The following is a 19576-nucleotide window of genomic DNA, read 5'->3' as shown; positions in this document are numbered from 1 at the left end:
TAGCTGTGGCCCCGCTGTCGTAGCTAGCCGATGGCGAACAGCCGCGCCGCGTTGTCGTGGCACACGCCGCGCAGCCATGCCTCGTCCTGGTCGAGCCGGGTCAGGGCGTCAAGGGCGTGGTGGTACGCGTACGGGATGTTCGGGAAATCGCTGCCGAAGAGGATGCGGTCGGCCAGCGCCGCGAGCCGGGCCCGCTCCGCGTGCGGAAAGGGGACGTACCGCTCCGAGAAGTCGGTGAACGCCATCGTCGTGTCGAGGTGCACCCCGGCGTACCGCTCCGCGAGGTCGAGGAAGTCGCCGTACTCCGGCATGCCCATGTGGGCGACGATCAGCCGCAGCCGTGGATGCCGGGCCAGTAGCCGGGCGACGGGCTCAGGGCCGGTGTGCTTGCCCGGAGCGGGCCCCGAACCGCAGTGCATGACCACGGGCGTCCCCGCGTCGGCGATCGCGCCCCACACGGGGTCGAGGAGCCGGTCACCAGGGTCGTAAGCGCCCACCTGGACATGCGACTTGAAGACCCGGGCCCCGCCCTCCAACGCGTCGCGCACATACTCCGCCGCCTCGGGCTCGGGAAAGAAGGTGGCGGTGCGCACACAGTCGGGCGTACGGGCCGCGAAGCCGGAGGCCCAGTCGTTGAGCCAGGCGGCCATGCCCGGCTTGTGCGGGTAGACCATCGACGTGAACGCCCGTACCCCGAACCCGCGCAGTGTCGCGATCCGCTCGTCTTCCTCGTGCCGGTAGTTGATGGGCCAGGGGCGGCCGAGCAGTGGGCCCGCGGTGTCGAAGTACGCCCAGACCTTGGCCAGCACGCGCTCCGGCATGAAGTGCGTGTGCACGTCGATCAGGCCGGGCAGCCCCAGCTCCGCCCAGAACCGGACGACGCGCCCCCGCTCATCCTCCGCCGCGGCACCGCGGCCCGCGTCGGCGGTCTCCGCAGCCTGACCGCCCGGGTCCCGTGCAAGATCCATGCGCCTCACCGTGCCAGACCGGCACCATCGTGGCCAGGCCCCTACCCACGCCCTTATCCACGCCCTTATCCAGGCACAAGGCAAAAGACCGAGGGCCTGGCACTATGTGCCAGGCCCTCGGTGTGCAGTAGCGGGGACAGGATTTGAACCTGCGACCTCTGGGTTATGAGCCCAGCGAGCTACCGAGCTGCTCCACCCCGCGTCGGTAAACACGACTCTACGGCAATGGCTCCGCAGAGGGAAATCGATTCTCCGCCGCCGCTCAAGCCGCCCGAACGACCGCTTTCCACCACGGCCACCGACACCGGCGACCGGCCGCGTTTCTGCCATCGACCGCGCTTCTTCGGCCACCAGCCCGGCCACAGGCGACCGGCCGCAAGCCGCCCACACAAAAACCGAGGGCCCGGCAGAATACGCCAGGCCCTCGGTGTGCAGTAGCGGGGACAGGATTTGAACCTGCGACCTCTGGGTTATGAGCCCAGCGAGCTACCGAGCTGCTCCACCCCGCGTCGGTAAGTACGACACTACGGCAATGACGCGGAAGGGGGAAATCACTCCCCGGACCACTGCCGGGCCGGCGCCGAACCACCGTCGGACCAGTGCCGCGGCCCCGGATCTCGATCCCGCCCCGGAACTCGCCTACGCCCCCGGGACCGGCCGTGCCGCCGGTCCCGTACCCGGACCCGACCCCGGGCCCCGGAACGTCGCGCGGTAGGCACTCGGCGAGACGCCCAGTGCTGCCTGGAAGTGCTGGCGGAGCGAGGCGCCCGTGCCGAAGCCCGCGTCCGCCGCGATCCGGTCGACCGTGCGGTCGGTCTCCTCAAGCAGCTGCCGGGCGCGTTCGACGCGCTGCTGGGCCAGCCATCGAGCCGGGGAGACGCCGGTCTCCTCGCGGAAGCGGCGGGTGAAGGTCCGTACGCTCATCGACTCGCGCACCGCCAGCTCAGGCAAGCTCAGTTGCTGATCGAGCCGTTCGAGCGCCCACGCGCGAGCCGCCCCGGTGGACGACACACACGGCTCGGCCACCGGCCGCTTGATGTACTGCGCCTGCCCGCCCTCGCGGTGCGGGGGCACCACCGTGCCGCGGGCCACGTCGTTGGCGATGGCCGAGCCGTGATCGCGACGGATCATGTGCAGGCACAGGTCGATACCGGAGGCGACCCCGGCCGCCGTCAGGATGTCGCCCTCGTCCGTGTAGAGGACGTCGGGGTCGATGTCGACCGTGGGGTACTGCTGCCGGAACTGATCGACCGACTTCCAGTGCGTCGTCGCCCGGCGGCCGTCGAGCAGCCCGGCGGCGGCGAGGACGAAGGAGCCCGTACAGATCGAGGCGATTCGCGTACCGGGCCGAATTCGGGCGAAGGCGTCCGCCAGCGGACCGCTCAGCCCGCGGTCGCCGCTCGGTTCGTAGTCCTCGTCGGAGGTGGGCACGACGACGGTGTCGGCCTCGCCGAGGATCTCAGGACCGTACGGGACGTTGATCGTGAAATCGGCGTCCGTACGCGTCTCACCTGGCTCAAGCCCACATGTCCGCACCTCGTACAGCGGCTCCCCAGCGGCCGACATCGCCTGGCTGAACAGCCTGTGGACGATGCCCAGTTCGATCGGCAGCAACCCGGCGCGCACGAGCACGACGACCTGGTGCCGGTGACGCGTCCCGCCGTCACCGCCCACCGCGGCGCGTCCGCCACTCGCCACGGCGCGGTCAGCTGTATCCATCCCCGGCCTCCTCACCAGCCCGGCGCCACAGACAGAGCACCACCCAAGCTCCAATCAAGCTCCACACGCCGGGGCCACCCTCACCCACCCCATGGCCCAATTCTTTCACATGCTGGCCATCAGGCCACTCGTCGGCGGCGGCGAAGTGATCAACGCTGTACAGCATGAACGTGCTGTGGATATTCGCCCACCCGGAACAGCGCTCCCTGAGCGGAGCACTGCGTGACGACGGAATGAGCACCCTGCGGGAACTCGGTCATGACGTCCGCCTCTCCGACCTGTACGCCATGGGCTGGAAGCCGGTCGTGGACGCAGACGACTTCGAGCACGATCCGGCCGACCGCCTGATCGTCGGTGCCACGTCGAAACGCGCCTACCAGTCGGGCGCGTTGAGCGCGGACATCGTCGCGGAGCAGGAAAAGCTCGCATGGGCCGACGTACTCATTCTGCAATTCCCGCTCTGGTGGTACGGAATGCCCGCCATCCTCAAGGGCTGGTTCGACCGGGTATTCGTCAAGGGCCTGGCGTACGGCGTGCCCGCCCCCGGCCGCCACGGTCGGTCACTTCAGTACGGGGACGGCAATCTCACCGGAAAGCGCGCGATGGTCGTCGTCTCGGCCGGTGCCGGCGAACCCGGCTTCGGCCCGCGCGGCATCCACGGCGACCTCAACGATCTGCTGTTTCCCCTGCAACACGGCACCCTCTGGTACACGGGGATGTCCGTTCTCCCCCCGTTCGCGATCTACGGCGCGGACCGCTTCTCCACCACCGCGTACGAGAACGCCGCCAAGGAACTGCGCGACCGTCTCCGCACCCTGGGCACCAGCGACCCGCTCCCCTTCCGCCGCAAGGACGGCGGAGACTACGACGCCGACCACGTACTGCGCCCCGACGTGGCCCCCGGCGAAACGGGGATCACCGTGCACTACGCGCACGAGCCGGCAGACCAGCGCCCCCACGCGCCCACGCCCACGCACGGGACGGCAAGCCAGCACGCGCGCCAGACGGCGAGCCAGCGCGCTTGCCATGCGGGGTAACCACCGAGCACGGCCGGGAAGACCGCCCCGTCCGCCTCACATGGCCATCCACGGCACGCGGCAGGAGTGCGGCGCGTCGCCCTCGGGGCACAACGTGGCGAGCACCGTCTTCCGCAAGGCGCGCCATACCCGCAGGGAACACACGACGCCGACCCCGAGCTCGACCACGGCCCTGTCGCCGGGGTCCTGGTCCGGATGCTCATAACCCCACTGGTCGACCAGCATGGCGAACGTGTCGTCGTACGTGTCGTCGTACGCCTCGTCGTGTACGCCTACGTCCACGCCTCCGTGCGCGTCGGTGGGCGCGGCACCGTGCAGGACACCGTGCGCGTCCCCGTCGTCAGCCGTCGTGGGTGCGGGCACGGCTTCCGGCGCGGCGCGCGGGCCAGAAGGAAGCGTGCGCTCGTCCCACCTCACCACGCGGGCCCCCCGGGCCTTCGCCGCCGCTTCGACGATCCCACGCATCCACGCCATGCCGGACTCGTCCGCGTACAGAACGAAAGCCAGCTTCCGAGCCTTCACGTCATCACACCTTCTCGGCTTCGTCGGCCTTGTCTGCCTTCTTAGTCTGCTTGTGTCTTCTTGGTCTTGTTGACGTTCTTGAGTCATCGCTCCGCACAGCGGTCGATGCCACCCCCACCGCCCCGGCAACGCGAAAGGCCCCTTCCATCTCTGGAAGGGGCCTTCACACTGCTGCGCGCTCGGCAGGATTCGAACCTGCAACCTCTTGATCCGTAGTCAAGTGCTCTATCCGTTAAGCTACGAGCGCTTACTTCCCGGCGTTTTCTTGCCCGGTCGGCGTTGCGGGAACAACATTACATGACCTGCGCCGCGAGGTGAAATCCATTCGCCGCACCCACTCTGACCTGCGGAAACGACCCCTCAACAAGATCACGAGCGGGTCCTGGCCGACAGTCGCGCCGAGCGCGGGGCACGGGATCGCGACCGCCGGGCGCGCGCCATGGCCCGCCGGGCCCGCACACGGAGACCCGGGTCCTGGGTACGCAAAAGCCCCGGCCGTCAGAGACGACCAGGGCTCCTGAAAAGGAAGCGGAGGCTCCGGGATTTGAACCCGGGATGGGGGGTTACCCCAAACCGCATTAGCAGTGCGGCGCCATAGACCAGACTAGGCGAAGCCTCCACACATACCCGCGCGAGCGCGAAGTGGTGTGTGCAGATGATGGCACAGCCCTGCGGGCTGTCACCAATCGCGCCCCACGGTACTAGGCGTCCGGCCAGGGCGGCAAAGCCGTTCCGTCAATGTACCGGTGCTATTTATGGGGTTTTTAACCATTTTGCACCCGCCATGGCGGGATTTTGCGCAACGCCCTCGGCGACAGCGCGTTAGACGGGCAGGGGCACCACGCCCCGCACCCGCACGAGCCTGGAGTCCCCCATGTCACTGCACCGTCTCGCCGCCGCCACCGTCGCCGCCGCCACCGTGGTGCCCGCCTTACTGAGCGCCGCACCCTCCGCCGCCGCCAAACCGCTACCGGTCCCGTCCCCCGGCCCCGCCAACCACCTCACGGTCACCGTCTCCAACACGGGCCACGCGGCGGACGCGCGGACGTACGACCTGTACTGCCATCCCACCGGCGGCACGCACCCGGACGCCGCGGCAGCTTGCGCCGAGCTGGACGAGAAGACCCGGTGGGGGCGCGACATGTTCGCGCCCGTACCGCGCGGGGCGGCGTGCACGAAGATCTACGGCGGTCCTGCGAAGGCTCACGTGGAGGGCCGCTGGTCGGGCCGTCCGGTCAGCACGGACTTCACCCGGGCGGATGGCTGCGAGATCAGCCGCTGGAACAAGTTCGCCAAGCTGCTCGGCACGCCGCGCAACTAGCCCCGGCGGTCGCGGTACCGGTAGTCCTGGTGGGCCGGGTGGGCTCGGTGGGCCCGGTCGCGCTTGCTTCGGCGGGCCTCCGCGCCAGCCCGGCGCCCGCCAAGCGCCGTTCTGGCCTGTCCCCTTTGCCCCCGCCTGGCTTCCCGCTTCACCGCTTGTCCGCCGCACTGTTTGTCCGCTTCACTGCTCCACCGCTTGTCCGCTTCACTGCTTGTCCGTTCAGTCGTTTCTCCGCCCTGGCGGGGGACCGTGAACCGCGCGGCACGCCGCACCACACGGCGCGCCGGGCGGCCACATCCCCGCTCAGCCCCCAAGCTGAACCCGCCCCTCACGCCGGGGCACGGTGTCGTCCCCGTCACCGGTCTCCGGCGCCGACGGACGGGGGGCGAACGCACGATCCCCGCACCTGCCCGCCAGTCCGACGCTCCTCACGACACACCGGCGAGAGAGCGAAAAGACCCGGTCAGAGCAGGTTCTAGGGCGCACGCACCGGGTTGTCCGGCGGCGCGGCGCGCCGTAGTGCCAGGGGCTGTTCAAGGGGTCGGCGACGCCCGGGCTAGTCCTGGTCTGGGCCCGAGCGTCGCCCCCCGAGAGGTTTGTCCGGGCGTGCGCCACGACGTCTGTGTCGTACGTCCGTCTCCCTCTCATCCGCCGTAGCGTTCACGGCCGCTGCCCGTAGACTCCTCTCCTAGTGACACCCCAAGGAGCGAGCGGCAAGATGGCCGCGGGTGTCCGCACAGAGTGGTAGATCTGGGAGGAAGCGTCGTCGTGAGCAGCAGGCCATCCCGAGGCGCTGCTCGCCTCGCAGCCATACTCGACGCTCTCCCCGACGCGTTGTTGCTCGTCAACTGCAACGGCACGGTCGTCAACGCCAACCACATCGCCCTGGAGACCTTCGAGGCTCCCGGCACCGCGCTCGTCGGGCGGGGACTGCTCGATCTGCTGCCCGCCTTCGACTCACAGCGCATCCCCGGTTCGATGCGCCGCGCCAGCAACGAGGACGAGGACGGCCGCACGAAGCCGACCCGGATGGTCGCGCGGCGCACCGACGGCACGCAGTTCCCGGTCGAGGTGACCAGCGCCAACCTGGAGGACGGCCGCACCCCGTACGCCGACCACCACAGCTACACCGGAGACGAGCTGCTGATGCTCGTGGTGCGCGACCTGACGGGCACCCTCGACACCGAGGCCGAACTCGCCCGCCAGCAGCGCCAGACCGAGATGATCCTGCGGGCCGCCGCCGAAGGCGTCGTCGGCGTGGACACCGAGGGCAAGGTCGTCCTCGTCAACCCGTCCGCCGCGCAGATCCTCGGCTACCGCGCCAGCGACCTCGGCGGCCAGGAGCTGCACCCGCTGGTGCACCACTCGCGGGCCGACGGCTCGGCGCTGCCGTACGAGGAGTCGCCGCTCGCCGACACGCTGCGCTCCGGCCGCAAGCACCGGGTGCGCGGCCAGGTGCTGTGGGCGAAGGACCGCCGCCCCGTTCCCGTCGACCTGACCACGGCCCCCGTACGCGACGGGGACCAGCTGGTGGGCGCGGTGATGACCTTCACCGACCGGCGCTCCTACGACGCGCTCGCGGCGCGCCACGCGCAGCTGCTCGCGGTGCTCGACGTGTCGCTGCGCGGACCGCTGGCGGAGCTGCGCGGTGAACTCACGGGGCTCGCCGCCGACCCGGCCGGGCAGCTGTGGCCCGAGGCCAACCAGATCCTGCACCACCTCGCCGCCGGCTACGCCCGGATGACGGCGCTCGTCGACAACGTACTGAGCTATCAGCGGCTGGCCGCCGGCAAGGAACCGCTCGCACGCGAGACGGTGTCGCTGGAGACCGTGGTCGCCGCGGGCGTCGAGGGAGCGATCGAGCTGATCGGCCCCGGGCGCGCCCAGTTCGCCGTGCACGCCCCGCCGATCGAGGCGCACGTGGACCCGCAGCGGCTGGCGCAGGCGCTCGCCCACCTGATCGCGGACGTCGCGGGGGTGGACTCGACCGGCAACACCCCGGCCCCGGACACCGCCACGGGCGGCGCCCGCCAGGCGGGCGGCGGTCTCGGTGACTCGACCATCGTCGTCGCCGCGGCGCAACGCGGCGACGTCGTACGCATCGAGGTACGCGGCCCGTACGCGGGCGGGGACCCGGTGCATGAGCCGATCGTGCGCGGGATCGTACGGAAGCACGGCGGCGTCCTACAGACGCACGAGATGCCCGGCTGGGGGTCCCCCGGGACGAAGTCCGGCGGCAGCGCGTACGTACTGGAGGTGCCGGTCTCCGCCGACGGCGCGCCGGTGGGCGGCTCCCGTACGAGCGGTGCCGAGCTTGAGGACGGCACCGGGGCCGTACGGATCACCGTGGACCAGGACAACGCCACGACGGTGATGCCCATGCCGAAGGAGCGGGCGCGCGGTACGTCCGGCGATCCGGCGGCGGGCGACGCCACGGGCGGCGGCGCCGGGGCCGGTAGGACCGGTTCCGGTGACACGCGGGGCGGCGGCAGCGGTACGGGGAACGGGCCCGAGACCGGCCAGACGTCCTCGGGGCGGCGGGCACGGCGGGTGGCAGCCGCCTCGGACGCCGACGATGGCGGAGCCGGCTCCCAGGGCGGTCAGCAGGGCAGTCCGCAGGGCGATCCTCGGGGCGGCGCGTCCCACGGTGGTGCCCAGGGTGGCGGTTCGCACGGTCGCGGTGCGCCCGGGCTGCCCGTGCGGGAGATCGAGAGCGGCGGCGGGCAGCCGTCGGCGGCTCAGCCCACCGGACGGCGCCGGGCTCGGCGTGACCCGGCGGAGGAGCAGGCCGCGAGCCTGGGCGGCAACGGCAGTGTGGGCGGAGTAGGCGGAGTAGGCGACGGTAGCGGTGTTGACGGCGCCGGTGGTGCCAACGACCGTCGCGGTCCGAGTGGGACGGATTCGGCCGGTGAGCCGGGCTCGGGGCGCGGGGCCAGTGGCCCTGGCCGTCCTGGTGGACCCGAGCGTGCCGAGGACGCCAGCGGAGGGCACCGCAGGGCGAACCGGCATGCGCGCGGCGGAGGTTCCGAGCACTCGCACGGCGGTACTGAGGGTGCGGCAGGGTCAGGCGGTACGACTCCGGGCCCTGGCTCTGGCCCTGGCCTTGGTGCGCCGGTTGGCGGCGAGCCGGTGGGCCCCGGCGGCAGGCAGCAGCGAGGCGGCGGGCCGAGCGGAACGAGCCTCGTGCCCCCGCAGGGCACCCCGTCCGACAGCGGCTTCCCCGCCCCGACGGGGCGGCGGGCCAGGCGCGGCCCGAACGCGACGCCGGAGGGCGACCCGGAAGGCGGTAACGGCGGACCGAACGACGCACCGGGCACCGACGCGCGGCGCGGCCAGCACACCGGACAACACGCTGATCGGTACCCGGGGCAGCCCGCCAACCCGTACGACGGCGGGCCCTACGGCCGTGAGCGAGGCAGCGAGCAGCCGTCCGGCACGCCTGGCCAGGGCGACGGCCGGAGCCAGGGCCAGGGCCAACGGCACGACGGGCCGGTCGGCGCCCGTGGAGAGGCACGTACCGGCCTGGGCGCGCACGGCGCTCCCGGCGCGGCCGGGCCCGGCGGTGCGGGCGGAGGCGCCCTCGCCCTCCCCCCGGCCGCCGGCGACGCCGCCCACCGATCAGCTCCGGGCAGCCCCGACCCCGCGGACTCCCCGGCCGACGCGCCCGGTTTCGCGCGGCCCGGCGGGCCGGGTGTGCCGACGGACCAGGTGACGGGCCGCGCTGAGCAGGCAGCGGGAGAGGCCGGTCCGGGCGAGGGTCGGCCAGGCAGCGCCGACCCGCGGTCCGGCGGCTGGTCGGCCGAGCCCGACGGCAGCCCCGTAGCGGGCGCTGGACCGCAGGAAGGTGACGGGCCGCAGGGCACGGGCCGTCGGCGGGCGCGGCGCGCGCTGGCTGAGGCGCCCGAGCGCCCCATTCCGCACCAGTCCCAGCCCCAGGAGCAACAGCTCCCACGGTTCCCCTCACAGCCGTCCCAGCCGTCCCAGCCGTCGCTGCCCGCGCAGCAGCAGCATGGGCAGCAGCCCCGGCGGCCGCAGCAGCCCCAGCACAGCGTCCCGGCTCAGCAGCCGCAGCAAGCCCGGCAGCAGACACAACAACCAGCACCACAGCCACAGATCCAGCAACAGCAACAGCAACAGCAACAGCAACAGCAACAACGCCAGCAGGCGTCAGACGGGGTGGAATCGGCGCGCGCTCCGTTCGCACTGCCACCGGCGGCGGCCGACCAGACGCCGCCCACCATGCCGCCCGACCTGGGCCCCGTCGGCATGGTGCCCGCACAGTCCGTCCACAGCGCCGCGGCGGGCATGCGGGCCGGAAACGAGATCGCCCCCGCTCCAGGCACACCCGGCACGCCCGGCGCTCCTGGCACTCCTGTCGCCCCCGGCGGGCTTGTCGCGCCGGATGCCGAGGGCGTACGTGGCGGAGTCCCCGGGGGAGTCCCCGGCGATCTCGCCCCGTACGGCATGGACTCCTCCGTCGGACCATGGGGCACCGGCGTCCCCGCAGCACGGAGTGAGGCCGCGCCGGGCTGGCCGGACGACACGGCGGCAGCCGAAGGCCACGCGTCGCAGATCAGCGGCCGGGACCAGGCCCAAGGCCAGGGGCAGCGGCGCGCGCGCCGTGCCCTTGCCGAAGAGCAGCCCCGCCCTGGGGCCACGGACAGCGCGGCGCCGCAGCCGCACCAGCCACCTCACCCGCACGGTGCGGGCGGTACGGGCGGCGCGCAGGGCACCGTCGGCGCTGAAGGTACTGGCGGTGCTGGTGGTCCTGGTGGTGGGACAGGCGAGCCGGAGACCGGGCGGCGTCGGCTCGGTGACCCCGAGGCGGTCGGCGGCGACGCCCGCCAGTCCGCCCAGTGGGGTGGCCGACCCGCACCGCGCGGCGCGAACCCGCTCCCGACCGAGTCAACGCCCCACGGCGAACCCGTCACCGACCCGGACTCCTCGCAGGGACGCGCGATCAGCGTGCGCACGCTGGGTCAGGGCATGCCCTTCGCCCACCACGTCGCCGAGCAACAGCGCCAGCAACAACAGCGCCAGCAACAGCAACAGCCGTCGCAGGCGGGGCACCCAGGGCAAGGACCGCAGCAGCACGGCCAGCAGCCGCCACCACAGCCTCAGTCGCAGCAGCAGCCGCAGTCGCCATCGGGCGGTGCGGCGGCCGGGTCCGGGCGGCGGCGCAAGCTGGCGGCTCGCCCCAACGCGGCTTTCGCGGACATGACCGACTCCGAGACGGCGCCGGAGACCGGTGGCCAGGCTCTGCCCGGGGAAGCGGAAACATCGGGACGCTCGCGCTCTCCCCAGGGACCAGGCGCGCTCCCCGGCCATCAGCAGTCCCAGCCGCATCACGGGCCGCAGCCGACAGCGCAAGGCTCACCGCAGTCTTCGGCTCACGCATCGCAGGCCCCCGGGGCGCCGCAGCAACGGCTGGCCTCAGGCGCCGGCCGTGCCTTCGCCATAGGAGCACCGGACGAGGGCGCTGAGGGACCGGAACCGCTGGACGGCCCCAACGGTGTCGTCGAGATCGTCGACGACCATCGCCCCCCGATGGACGACGAACTGCCGCCTGAGCCGCTGGACAACCCGCGTCGGCTCCTCGTATGGCCCGCACCGGACATGTCCACCCAGCAGGCGCTGAGCGACCGTGGCTACCGCCCGGTGATCGTGCACTCCCGCGAGGAGGTGGACGCGCAGATCGCGGCGTATCCGGCAGCGCTGTTCGTCGACCCGCTGACCGGCCCGATCACCCGGACCGCCCTGCAGTCGCTGCGTACGGCGGCGGTGGCTGCCGAGGTCCCGGTGCTGGTCACCGCCGGGCTCGGACAGGCGACGCGCGAGGCGGCGTACGGTGCCGATCCGGCCGTACTCCTGAAGGCGCTGGCCCCACGTGACAGCGAGCAGCACCCGCCCCGCGTGCTGCTGATCGAGGAGCACGAGCCGATCGCGAGCGCGCTGACGGCGACGCTGGAACGGCGCGGCATGCAGGTCGCCCGCGCGGACACGGACGCGGACGCGGTCAGCCTCGCGGCGCAGATCCGGCCGAACCTGGTGGTCATGGACCTGATGCAGGTACGCCGCCGCCGCGCCGGAATCGTCGACTGGCTGCGCGGAAACGGCCTGCTCAACCGGACCCCGCTGGTCGTCTACACCTCGGCCGATATCGACCCTGGCCAGCTCTCCCGGCTCAGCTCCGGCGAGACCGTGCTGTTCCTGGCGGAACGCTCGACCAACGCCGAGGTGCAGGGCCGGATCGTGGACCTGCTGGCGAAGATCGGCACCAACTAGCCGACCGGCCGACTAGTCAACTGACCGACTGGCCGACCGGCCAACTGACCGACTGGCTGACCGGCGAACCGACCGGCGGGCGCGCGCGGCCATCTGCTGCCAGACAGCCCGCTGGCACACGAACTCGCGTATACGGCACGCCAGTCGGGGCACGCGCCGGACCGCATCCGCCCGCGCCGGCCCCGCACGCGGACGCCGGGGCACACGCTCGCGCGTGCGCCCCGGCGTCCGATTTCCGTGCCCCAACTCCCCTTCAGCCGCGCGCCACTTGCTGCCAGGCGCGCCAACTTGCCACTAAAAGCGGCGGCTTCGCAGGGTGCGCCCCAACGCCCGGCCAGGCGCGCCCACTTCACACCGGGCGCGCCAACCCACGGGCAAACTCGCCGACTTCGTATGAGACGGGCCAACAACCGGGCACAGCCGCCGACTTCACCCCCGGCGCGCCACCCGCTCCGAGACGGCCCCGCCGCCGAAGGAGCCGTCCGAAGGGGCTGCCCAGCCGCCTAGCCGAGCCGCGTCACGTCCAGCGTGCCTTCCGCGTACTGCTTGCGGATCACCTTCTTGTCGAACTTGCCCACGCTGGTCTTCGGGACCGCCGGAATCAGTGCCCACCGCTCGGGGAGCTGCCAGCGGGCGATCCGCTCACCGAGGAACGCCTTCAGCCCCTCGTAGTCGACGCTCGCGCCTTCCTTGAGCACCACCGTCGCAAGCGGGCGCTCGCCCCACTTGTCATCCGGCACGGCCACCACGGCGGCCTCGGCCACCTCCGGGTGGGCCATCAGATGGTTCTCCAGCTCCACGGAGGAGATCCACTCGCCGCCGGACTTGATGACGTCCTTCGCGCGGTCGGTCAGCGTGAGGTAGCCGTTCGGGGTGATGGTGCCGACGTCGCCCGTACGCAGCCAACCGTCCTCGCTGAACTTGTCCTCGGGACGCAGCGGTTCGTCCGCGGCACCGCCGTAGTACGCGCCCGCGATCCACGGGCCGCGTACCTCAAGCTCACCGGCCGACTGCCCGTCCCACGGCTGGAACTCGCCGTTCACTCCCGCGAGCCTTGCCTCCACCGAAGCGGGGAACCGGCCCTGGGTGGCGCGGTAGGTCCACGCCTCCTCCTCCGTGACGCCGGTCGGCGGGTGGGCGATGCAGCCGAGCGGCGAGGTCTCGGTCATGCCCCACGCGTGCACGACGCGCAGCCCGTGCCGCTCCCAGAACGCCCTCATCAGGGCGGGTGGGCAGGCGGAGCCGCCGATGATGACGTTGCGCAGCGACGACACGTCGCGCGGCTTCCCGTCCAGTTCGGCCAGGAGGCCCTGCCAGATGGTGGGGACGGCGGCGGCGACGGTGGGCCGCTCGCTCTCGATCATCTCGGCGATCGGCGCGGGCTGCAGGAATCGGTCGGGCATCAGCATCGAGGTGCCCGCCATGAACGCGGCGTGCGGCAGGCCCCACGCGTTGACGTGGAACATCGGCACCACGGGAAGCGTGATGTCGGCGGCGGTGAGGGCGAACGACTCGGCGTTGTTGACCTGCATGGCGTGCAGGTAGATGGAGCGGTGGCTGTAGGCGACGCCCTTCGGGTCGCCGGTCGTCCCCGAGGTGTAACAGAGGGCGGCGGCCTCGCGCTCGTCGACGTCCGGCCAGTCGAACGTGGTCGGGCGCCCGCTCAGCAGCTCCTCGTAGTCGTGCACCTGCGCCCGCGCGCCCGCCAGCACCGACAGGTCGCCGGGCCCGGAGACCACCACGTGCTCCACGCTCTCCAGGCTGGGCAGCAGCGGTGCGAGCAACGGCAGCAGCGAGCCGTTGGCGATGATCACCCGGTCCGCCGCGTGGTTGACGATCCAGGCGAGCTGGTCGGTGGGGAGGCGAAGATTGAGGGTGTGCAGCACGGCGCCCATGGAGGGGACCGCGAGATAGGCCTCAAGGTGAGCGCTGTTGTTCCACATAAGAGTGGCGACACGCTGGTCGCCGACCACGCCGAGTTCATCGCGCAGCGCGTGCGCCAGCTGGGCGGACCGCTCCCCGACGGCAGCGAAGCTGCGCCGCTCGGGCTCGCCCTCGCCGGTCCAGGTGATGACCTGCGAATCGCTGTGCACCGTTGATCCGTGCCGGAGAATGCGGCTGACCGTCAGCGGTACGTCCTGCATCGTGCTCAGCACCGGGGCCTCCCGGGAGGGTGTGTATTACGCGCGGGTAATGGATGCGCTGAATTCTGCATTCGACCAGTCGGTATGTCACTAGCACGGCATCGTTTCAGCCCTATTTCGGGCGTAACCGTATGCGGGTCGGGTGCGGCACGTAACACGAGCATGTAAGACGGGCAGGTGAGGCAGGGACGTACACGAGGGGCGCGCGGCGCGCCGGGCGTCAGGCGGCCTGGCCCAGTTCCGGGTCCTCACGGAGCTTGCCCAGCGCGCGGGAGACCGCGCTCTTGACGGTGCCGATGGAAACGCCGAGCACCTCGGCCGTCTGCGCCTCGCTCAGATCCTCGTAGTACCTGAGGACGACCATGGCGCGCTGCCGGTCCGGAAGCCGGACGACCGCCCGCCACATCGCGTCGCGCAGCACCTGCTGTTCGGCCGGGTCGGGCGCCGGAACCGGGTCGGGCTCGGGAAGGTCCTCACAGCTGAACTCGTCCACCTTGCGCTTGCGCCACTGCGACGTGCGGGTGTTGACCAGCGCCCGGCGGACATACCCATCCAGCGCCCGGTGGTCCTCTATCCGCTCCCACGCCATATATGTCTTGGTCAAAGCAGTCTGGAGCAGGTCTTCCGCGTCGCTCGGGTTCGCGGTCAGCGAGCGAGCGGTACGCAGCAGCACCGGACCGCGTGCCCGGACGTACGACGTGAACGACGGGAACACAGCAGTGCCAGCAGTGGATGCGCTGTTGCACACAGGCGTGGTCATGGCTTCAACGCTAGAAGCGAGCAGCGCCCCAGGGATCGGCCGGAGGTGCCGAAGCGGGCTCCGCCTCAGGTTGTACGCGTAGAGCTGGCACCACCTCCTCCGGGGGGAGGGCTCTCAGGGTCTTTCAGGGTTGCGTGGCCGGGCGCACTCCGGGTTCCGTGCCCCGGCGGCCCGCGCGGCCGCCCGGCGCCCGTCTCGCCGACCCCGAGCCCGTCGCCGCCTCACCCGGGGCGAGGACCGGCCGCGCGCCCCCGCGCGCGGCCGGTCCCGGCTCCGGCTCCTGCCCTGGTCCCGGCCCCGACCACGACAAGGGGCGAGGCGCGCTCAGCGGATGATCGCGACCGGGGCATCCACCTGGTTACGGTCGATCTTCAGCCTCCGGCCGCCGTGGCGCTCGGAGACATTGCCCGCGTACTGGTGGATGCGGCGGTGCGGGCGCCAGGCGCGCGGGTCCAGATGGCGCTCCCCGTACAGCGACGGGCGTACGTGCCACCGGGCGAACCAGATGGCCGACGGCAGATCCCGCACCCCCGCCTTCCGGGCCTGCTCCATGTGCCGCACGCCGGAGCTGGCGCTGCTGTAGAAGCCCGGCACGTAACCCTGCTTGCGCACCTCGCGGCTCCAGCTACGTACGAAGGCGAGCGTGGTGCGCGCACAGCCGGCCTGCCGGAAGCGGTACGCCTCCATGTCGAGGTAGAGCGCACTGCCCGCGGCCATGCCGTGCGCCCGCGCGCGGCGCACCGCGTCCCGCGCCTCGTTGCGCCCCTGCGCCCACGCGTTGGGGCCCATCCTGTACTTCTTCTTCCCCTCGACCACGACGCACGGCGACTGCGAACCCACGTAGACCGGCAGCACCCGCCACCCGAGACGCTTCACACCGCGCACCCAGCTTCTGCTGAGGTGCTTCTGCGGGGCACACGCCCGGCCGCGCCCGCCGTAGTAGACACCGACGGCGCGGTAGCGAGAATTCCGCCAAGCCCGCATGGTGCTCAGCGGCGGCGCCTGGCAGGTGTCGAACGCCCAGCCCTGGAAGATCGAGCGGGGCCCCGCCACCCGTCCGGAATCCGCCCCGGGAGCCGAAGCGGTCGAAGCGGCCGACGGCAGCGCGGGAGCGGAGGAGGGCGGCACAGCGGGCTTCCCGGACGGCGCCCACCCGCTCTCCGGCGACGTGCCAGACGCATCAGACGCATCAGACGCGGCAGGCGCGGCAGATGTGGCAGATGTGGCAGATGTGTCGGGCATGCCAGGCGTATCAGGCACCCCGGAGGCGGCGGGGGCAGGATTGGCGGACGCGGTGGGCACGGCCGACGTGGCGAACGTGGCCGAGGCGTCGTAGGTGGCGGGCTTGCGCGACAAGGCAGGCATCCATGACACAGGGAGCACACCCGACTCAGGCGTTGCAGCGGCCATCGAGAGTCTGCCCCACCACGCCGTCCCCTGGAACACGCCCCCTCCCACCCCCGGCGCCGTATGCGGTTCGGGACCTGTCCCCGTCCGCGCTGTCGCGCCCGGCAACCCGCCCGCGGTGGACGTCGGAGCCGCAAGCAGGCCACCCAGCAGCGAGATCACCGCCGTGAGCAGACCGACCGCATATCCGATGAACTTTTTGTGGCTATATTTCTTGTACATAGGCCGAGTGAAGGCGCACCTCCTCGGCCGCGGCCCGCCGACACGCCTGCCGTTCAGCCGTCTGCGCTCAGGAGCAGCCCGGATGTCGGAACTCCCGCACCCGCCGTCACCAGAGCGCGCGTCGCCCCCGCAACCTGGTTGACGGAGCTGCCGCGCACCTGCCGTACGGCCTCGGCGATGCCGTTCATTCCGTGCAGATACGCCTCTCCGAGCTGTCCGCCGTGGGTGTTGAGCGGCAGCGCGTCAGCGGCGACGAAGTCACCGCCCTCACCGCGCGCGCAGAAGCCGAACTCCTCCAACTGCGTCAGCACGAACGGAGTGAAGTGGTCGTAGAGGATGCCCACGTCGATGTCCCCGGGGGCCAGCCCACTGCTGCGCCACAGCTGACGCGCGACGACCCCCATCTCGGGAAGGCCGGTCAGGTCGTCGCGGTAGAAGCTGGTCATCTGTTCCTGGGCACGGCCCGCGCCCTGCGCCACGGCGGTGATCACCGCAGGCGGTCGCGGCAGCGTACGGGCCCGCTCGACGGAGGTGACGACGAGCGCCTGACCACCGTCCGTCTCCTGGCAGCAGTCGAGCAGCCGCAACGGTTCGGCGATCCAGCGGGAAGCGGCGTGGTCAGCGAGGGTGATCGGCCTCCCGTAGAAGTACGCGGCCGGGTTGGTCGCGGCGTACCGCCTGTCGGTCACCGCGACATGCCCGAAGACCTCGGGCGTCAGCCCGTACGCGTACAGATAGCGCTGGGCGGCCATCGCGGCCCAAGAGGCCGGGGTCAGCAGACCGTGCGGCAGCACCCAGCCGAGCGCCACGCCCTCAGCCGACGGCTCGCGCCTCAGCACGCCCGAGCCGAAGCGGCGCCCGGATCTCTCGTTGAACGCCCGATAGCAGACCACGACGTCGGCGACGCCCGAGGCGACGGCCAGAGCGGCCTGCTGAACGGTGGCGCAGGCGGCACCACCGCCGTAGTGCACACGCGAGAAGAACGACAGCTCCCCGATCCCGGCCGCCTGGGCGACGGTGATCTCCGGGCTGGTGTCCATGGTGAAGGTGACCAGGCCGTCTACGTCACGGGGGGCGAGCCCGGCGTCATCGAGCGCGGCCCGTACGGCTTCGGTGGCGAGCGCCAGTTCACTGCGGCCCGAGTCCTTGGAGAACGCGGTCGCCCCGACGCCGACGATGGCGGCCTCTCCCCCGAGCCAGTCCCGCCGCCGCAGACTCACCGGCCGCCCTCCGCAACGCCCTCCGCTTCGGCCGCCGCACCGCTGTCCGCCGCGCCCTCCGCGCCGGGGCACGCAGCGGGAAAGGCGACAGTGACCGTCCCGCTCACGTGCTGCCCCATGCCGTTGCTCCCCACGACCCGCACCTCGACAAGAGCCCCCACGCCGCCCGGCAGGAGGGACACGTCCGAGAGATCGGGCAGGTCCGACGGGGCAGAGGCGCCGGATACGTCCGATACGCCGGACGCACCGGACGCACCGGAGACGACAGGGGCCATGGAGACGACGGAAGCGCGCAACACCAACTCATCTCCCGGGTAATTGGGCACCCCGAGCCGGATCGCGACCCGGCGCAGCGTGGCGCCAGGTCCGGCCCAGTCGGTGACGTACCGGCCGACGAGCCCGTTGGTGGTCAGGATGTTCATGAAGATGTCTGGGGAGCCCTTCGCCCTGGCGGCCTCGGCGTCGTGATGCACGTCCTGGTAGTCGCGGGAAGCGATGGCCCCCGCGACGATCAACGTGCGGGTGACCGGAATACGCAGAGGCGGCAGCACATCACCCACCACGGGAGGCGCTCCACGACCAGACCAGCCCACAAGCCCCGAAGGACCCACCGCACTCGCGGAACTCGCAGAACTAGCAGAACTGTCCGCATTCGCGGAACTCACCGATCTCGTATGACTCACGTCGGCCTCCCCAGCCCCTGATCGCCACGACGGTGACCACCGTGATCACCGCCGCCACGGTCGGCATTGACGGCAGGCGCCTCACCCACGGCGCGAAACACGGGCAGCTCCCACCCCTCATCCACCGCACCGTCCTCGGCCTCGCCCACGACCTCGGCCATGGCGTCGTCCACCCGCTGGAAGTCCAGCTCGACCGCCATCCCGATGCGCACCTCGTCGTACGGCACGCCCGTGATGCCGCTGACCATCCGCACGCCTTCGGCGAGTTCCACCACCCCGACCGCGTACGGCGGACCGAACGCCGGGAACGGCGGGTGGTGCATCACGACGTACGAGAAGACCGTTCCAGCGCCGCATGCCTCAACAGCGCTCCACTCCGGGCAGCCGCAGGCATCGCAGCCGGGAATCCAGGGAAAACGGAGCCCGGCGCACCGCGCGCAACGCTGGATCAGCAGCTGGTGGCGCCCTACGCCTTCCCAGAAGCCCGCGTTGTCGCGATTGATCACTGGCCGTGGGCGTGACCGTGGACGTGGTTGCGGGAGTGGGTGTAGTTGCGGGAGTGGGAGTGGGAGTGACTGTGGCTGCGGTCGCGATGTCGCCCGTCCGAAACGGGGCGTAGGCAGCTGCGGCTCGTCACCGCGAGCCCTGGGCGCGTACTTGAGGATGCGGAAGCGGTGGGTGCCGACGAGCTTTCCGGCGGCCTTGATGTCCATCCGGGTCGTGACGAAGTGCCCGGCGCCAAGCTTGGTGTCCTTGCGCGGCGACACCGACTCGATCAGCGCGTCGAAGGTGATCTGGTCGCCGGGCCGCAGCGGCCGTAGGTACTCCTGCTCACAGTCGGTCGCGACGACCGACGTGAAACCGGCCCCATCAAGCCACGCGAACAGCTCGTCGTATGCCTCGGTCCTGCCCGACCCCGCGGGGTGGCCGCCGAGCCCGCCCATCGTCCACACCTGAAGCATGGTCGGCGGCGCGACGGCCGGGTATGCGGGGTTGGCATCACCCATGGCCTCGCACCAGTGCCTGATCATCGGCTCATTGACCGGATCACGGCCCACCCCGCCGACCACCGCGTCCTGTCCCTCGTACGCGTCCCAACGCATTTCCTGACTGTCCGTCAGCTCCTGAGCGCCTGTCAAGAACCCCGAGCACACCCCGCCGCCCAACCGGCGGGCGCTCACCAACCCACCACACACACCAATCCACCCCAACCGCACCCCACACCTCACCGCACAAAAACGCGGCGCGGCGGGCCCGAGGGGCACCGCCGCGCGACGTATCACCTCAC

At 71.6% G+C, this 19576-nt stretch carries 13 protein-coding genes and 4 tRNA genes; 4 read left to right on the top strand and 13 right to left on the bottom strand.

Annotated features, from left to right (window positions below):
• Nucleotides 1-23 precede the first annotated feature (23 nt).
• The 4 genes from AC5P1B_RS09215 to AC5P1B_RS09200 form a co-directional block, all read right to left on the bottom strand.
• Nucleotides 24-968 (bottom strand): amidohydrolase family protein, encoded by a 945-nt coding sequence (locus AC5P1B_RS09215; RefSeq protein WP_493886116.1) that lies wholly within the window; start codon nt 966-968, stop codon nt 24-26.
• Nucleotides 969-1096: 128 nt separating this feature from the next.
• Nucleotides 1097-1170 (bottom strand) — tRNA-Met (locus AC5P1B_RS09210).
• Nucleotides 1171-1403: 233 nt separating this feature from the next.
• Nucleotides 1404-1477: transfer RNA gene (locus AC5P1B_RS09205), tRNA-Met, on the bottom strand.
• A 130-nt stretch (nt 1478-1607) separates the two neighbouring features.
• Entirely contained in the window at nt 1608-2687 is a 1080-nt protein-coding gene (locus AC5P1B_RS09200) for a GlxA family transcriptional regulator (RefSeq protein ID WP_493886114.1), read from the bottom strand.
• Nucleotides 2688-2851: 164 nt separating this feature from the next.
• Between AC5P1B_RS09200 and AC5P1B_RS09195 the strand changes: the two genes are divergently transcribed.
• Entirely contained in the window at nt 2852-3724 is an 873-nt protein-coding gene (locus AC5P1B_RS09195) for an NAD(P)H-dependent oxidoreductase (RefSeq protein ID WP_493886113.1), read from the top strand.
• A 36-nt stretch (nt 3725-3760) separates the two neighbouring features.
• On the opposite strand, the gene AC5P1B_RS09190 is transcribed toward AC5P1B_RS09195, so the two are convergent.
• The 3 genes from AC5P1B_RS09190 to AC5P1B_RS09180 form a co-directional block, all read right to left on the bottom strand.
• Nucleotides 3761-4246: a hypothetical protein gene (locus tag AC5P1B_RS09190; RefSeq protein ID WP_493886112.1), complete on the bottom strand. Its 486-nt coding sequence runs from the start codon at nt 4244-4246 to the stop codon at nt 3761-3763.
• A 174-nt stretch (nt 4247-4420) separates the two neighbouring features.
• Nucleotides 4421-4493: transfer RNA gene (locus tag AC5P1B_RS09185), tRNA-Arg, on the bottom strand.
• Nucleotides 4494-4775: 282 nt separating this feature from the next.
• A tRNA-Ser gene (locus AC5P1B_RS09180) sits at nt 4776-4865 on the bottom strand.
• Between the two features lie 255 nt (nt 4866-5120).
• Between AC5P1B_RS09180 and AC5P1B_RS09175 the strand changes: the two genes are divergently transcribed.
• Nucleotides 5121-5567 (top strand): SSI family serine proteinase inhibitor, encoded by a 447-nt coding sequence (locus AC5P1B_RS09175; RefSeq protein WP_493886111.1) that lies wholly within the window; start codon nt 5121-5123, stop codon nt 5565-5567.
• Between the two features lie 768 nt (nt 5568-6335).
• Nucleotides 6336-11852 (top strand): response regulator, encoded by a 5517-nt coding sequence (locus AC5P1B_RS09170; RefSeq protein WP_493886109.1) that lies wholly within the window; start codon nt 6336-6338, stop codon nt 11850-11852.
• A 503-nt stretch (nt 11853-12355) separates the two neighbouring features.
• Here the strand turns inward: AC5P1B_RS09170 and AC5P1B_RS09165 are convergent.
• The 3 genes from AC5P1B_RS09165 to AC5P1B_RS09155 form a co-directional block, all read right to left on the bottom strand.
• Nucleotides 12356-14008 (bottom strand): long-chain fatty acid--CoA ligase, encoded by a 1653-nt coding sequence (locus AC5P1B_RS09165; protein ID WP_493886108.1) that lies wholly within the window; start codon nt 14006-14008, stop codon nt 12356-12358.
• A 208-nt stretch (nt 14009-14216) separates the two neighbouring features.
• Entirely contained in the window at nt 14217-14756 is a 540-nt protein-coding gene (locus tag AC5P1B_RS09160) for a SigE family RNA polymerase sigma factor (RefSeq protein ID WP_493886107.1), read from the bottom strand.
• 324 nt (nt 14757-15080) lie between these two features.
• Nucleotides 15081-15740 carry a DUF1906 domain-containing protein gene (locus AC5P1B_RS09155; protein ID WP_493886106.1) on the bottom strand — a complete coding sequence of 220 codons (660 nt, stop codon included), beginning with the start codon at nt 15738-15740 and terminating at the stop codon, nt 15081-15083.
• On the opposite strand from AC5P1B_RS09155, the gene AC5P1B_RS09150 reads away from it, so the two are divergent.
• Nucleotides 15739-16092, top strand: coding sequence for a hypothetical protein (locus AC5P1B_RS09150; RefSeq protein ID WP_493886104.1), 354 nt, complete (start codon nt 15739-15741; stop codon nt 16090-16092). The two genes, AC5P1B_RS09155 and AC5P1B_RS09150, sit on opposite strands and share 2 nt — an antisense overlap.
• A gap of 346 nt (nt 16093-16438) precedes the next feature.
• Here AC5P1B_RS09150 and AC5P1B_RS09145 read toward each other — a convergent pair whose 3' ends face one another.
• From AC5P1B_RS09145 to AC5P1B_RS09135, 3 genes are all read right to left on the bottom strand, one after another.
• Nucleotides 16439-17605, bottom strand: a complete 1167-nt coding sequence (locus tag AC5P1B_RS09145) for a lipid-transfer protein (protein ID WP_493886103.1) — start codon at nt 17603-17605, stop codon at nt 16439-16441.
• Entirely contained in the window at nt 17602-18198 is a 597-nt protein-coding gene (locus AC5P1B_RS09140) for a MaoC/PaaZ C-terminal domain-containing protein (RefSeq protein WP_493886101.1), read from the bottom strand. Before AC5P1B_RS09140 ends, AC5P1B_RS09145 begins: the two co-directional genes overlap by 4 nt.
• 86 nt (nt 18199-18284) lie before the next feature.
• Nucleotides 18285-19391 (bottom strand): bifunctional MaoC family dehydratase N-terminal/OB-fold nucleic acid binding domain-containing protein, encoded by a 1107-nt coding sequence (locus tag AC5P1B_RS09135; RefSeq protein ID WP_493886099.1) that lies wholly within the window; start codon nt 19389-19391, stop codon nt 18285-18287.
• Between the last annotated feature and the right edge of the window lie 185 nt (nt 19392-19576).

This window comes from Streptomyces sp. A01, from assembly GCF_059026195.1.
The sequence above is the reverse complement of the archived record's forward strand: the minus strand, read 5'-3'. Positions and strand labels throughout refer to the sequence as shown.

What these genes read in the sequence shown, in the direction of transcription:
- AC5P1B_RS09155 (WP_493886106.1), bottom strand. Translation starts at nt 15,740, where the DNA reads ATGCGGGCTTGGCGGAATTCTCGCTACCGCGCCGTCGGTGTCTACTAC.
- AC5P1B_RS09135 (WP_493886099.1), bottom strand. Translation starts at nt 19,391, where the DNA reads ATGCGTTGGGACGCGTACGAGGGACAGGACGCGGTGGTCGGCGGGGTG.
- AC5P1B_RS09160 (WP_493886107.1), bottom strand. Translation starts at nt 14,756, where the DNA reads ATGACCACGCCTGTGTGCAACAGCGCATCCACTGCTGGCACTGCTGTG.
- AC5P1B_RS09195 (WP_493886113.1), top strand. Translation starts at nt 2,852, where the DNA reads ATGAACGTGCTGTGGATATTCGCCCACCCGGAACAGCGCTCCCTGAGC.
- AC5P1B_RS09150 (WP_493886104.1), top strand. Translation starts at nt 15,739, where the DNA reads ATGGTGCTCAGCGGCGGCGCCTGGCAGGTGTCGAACGCCCAGCCCTGG.
- AC5P1B_RS09175 (WP_493886111.1), top strand. Translation starts at nt 5,121, where the DNA reads ATGTCACTGCACCGTCTCGCCGCCGCCACCGTCGCCGCCGCCACCGTG.
- AC5P1B_RS09200 (WP_493886114.1), bottom strand. Translation starts at nt 2,687, where the DNA reads ATGGATACAGCTGACCGCGCCGTGGCGAGTGGCGGACGCGCCGCGGTG.
- AC5P1B_RS09215 (WP_493886116.1), bottom strand. Translation starts at nt 968, where the DNA reads ATGGATCTTGCACGGGACCCGGGCGGTCAGGCTGCGGAGACCGCCGAC.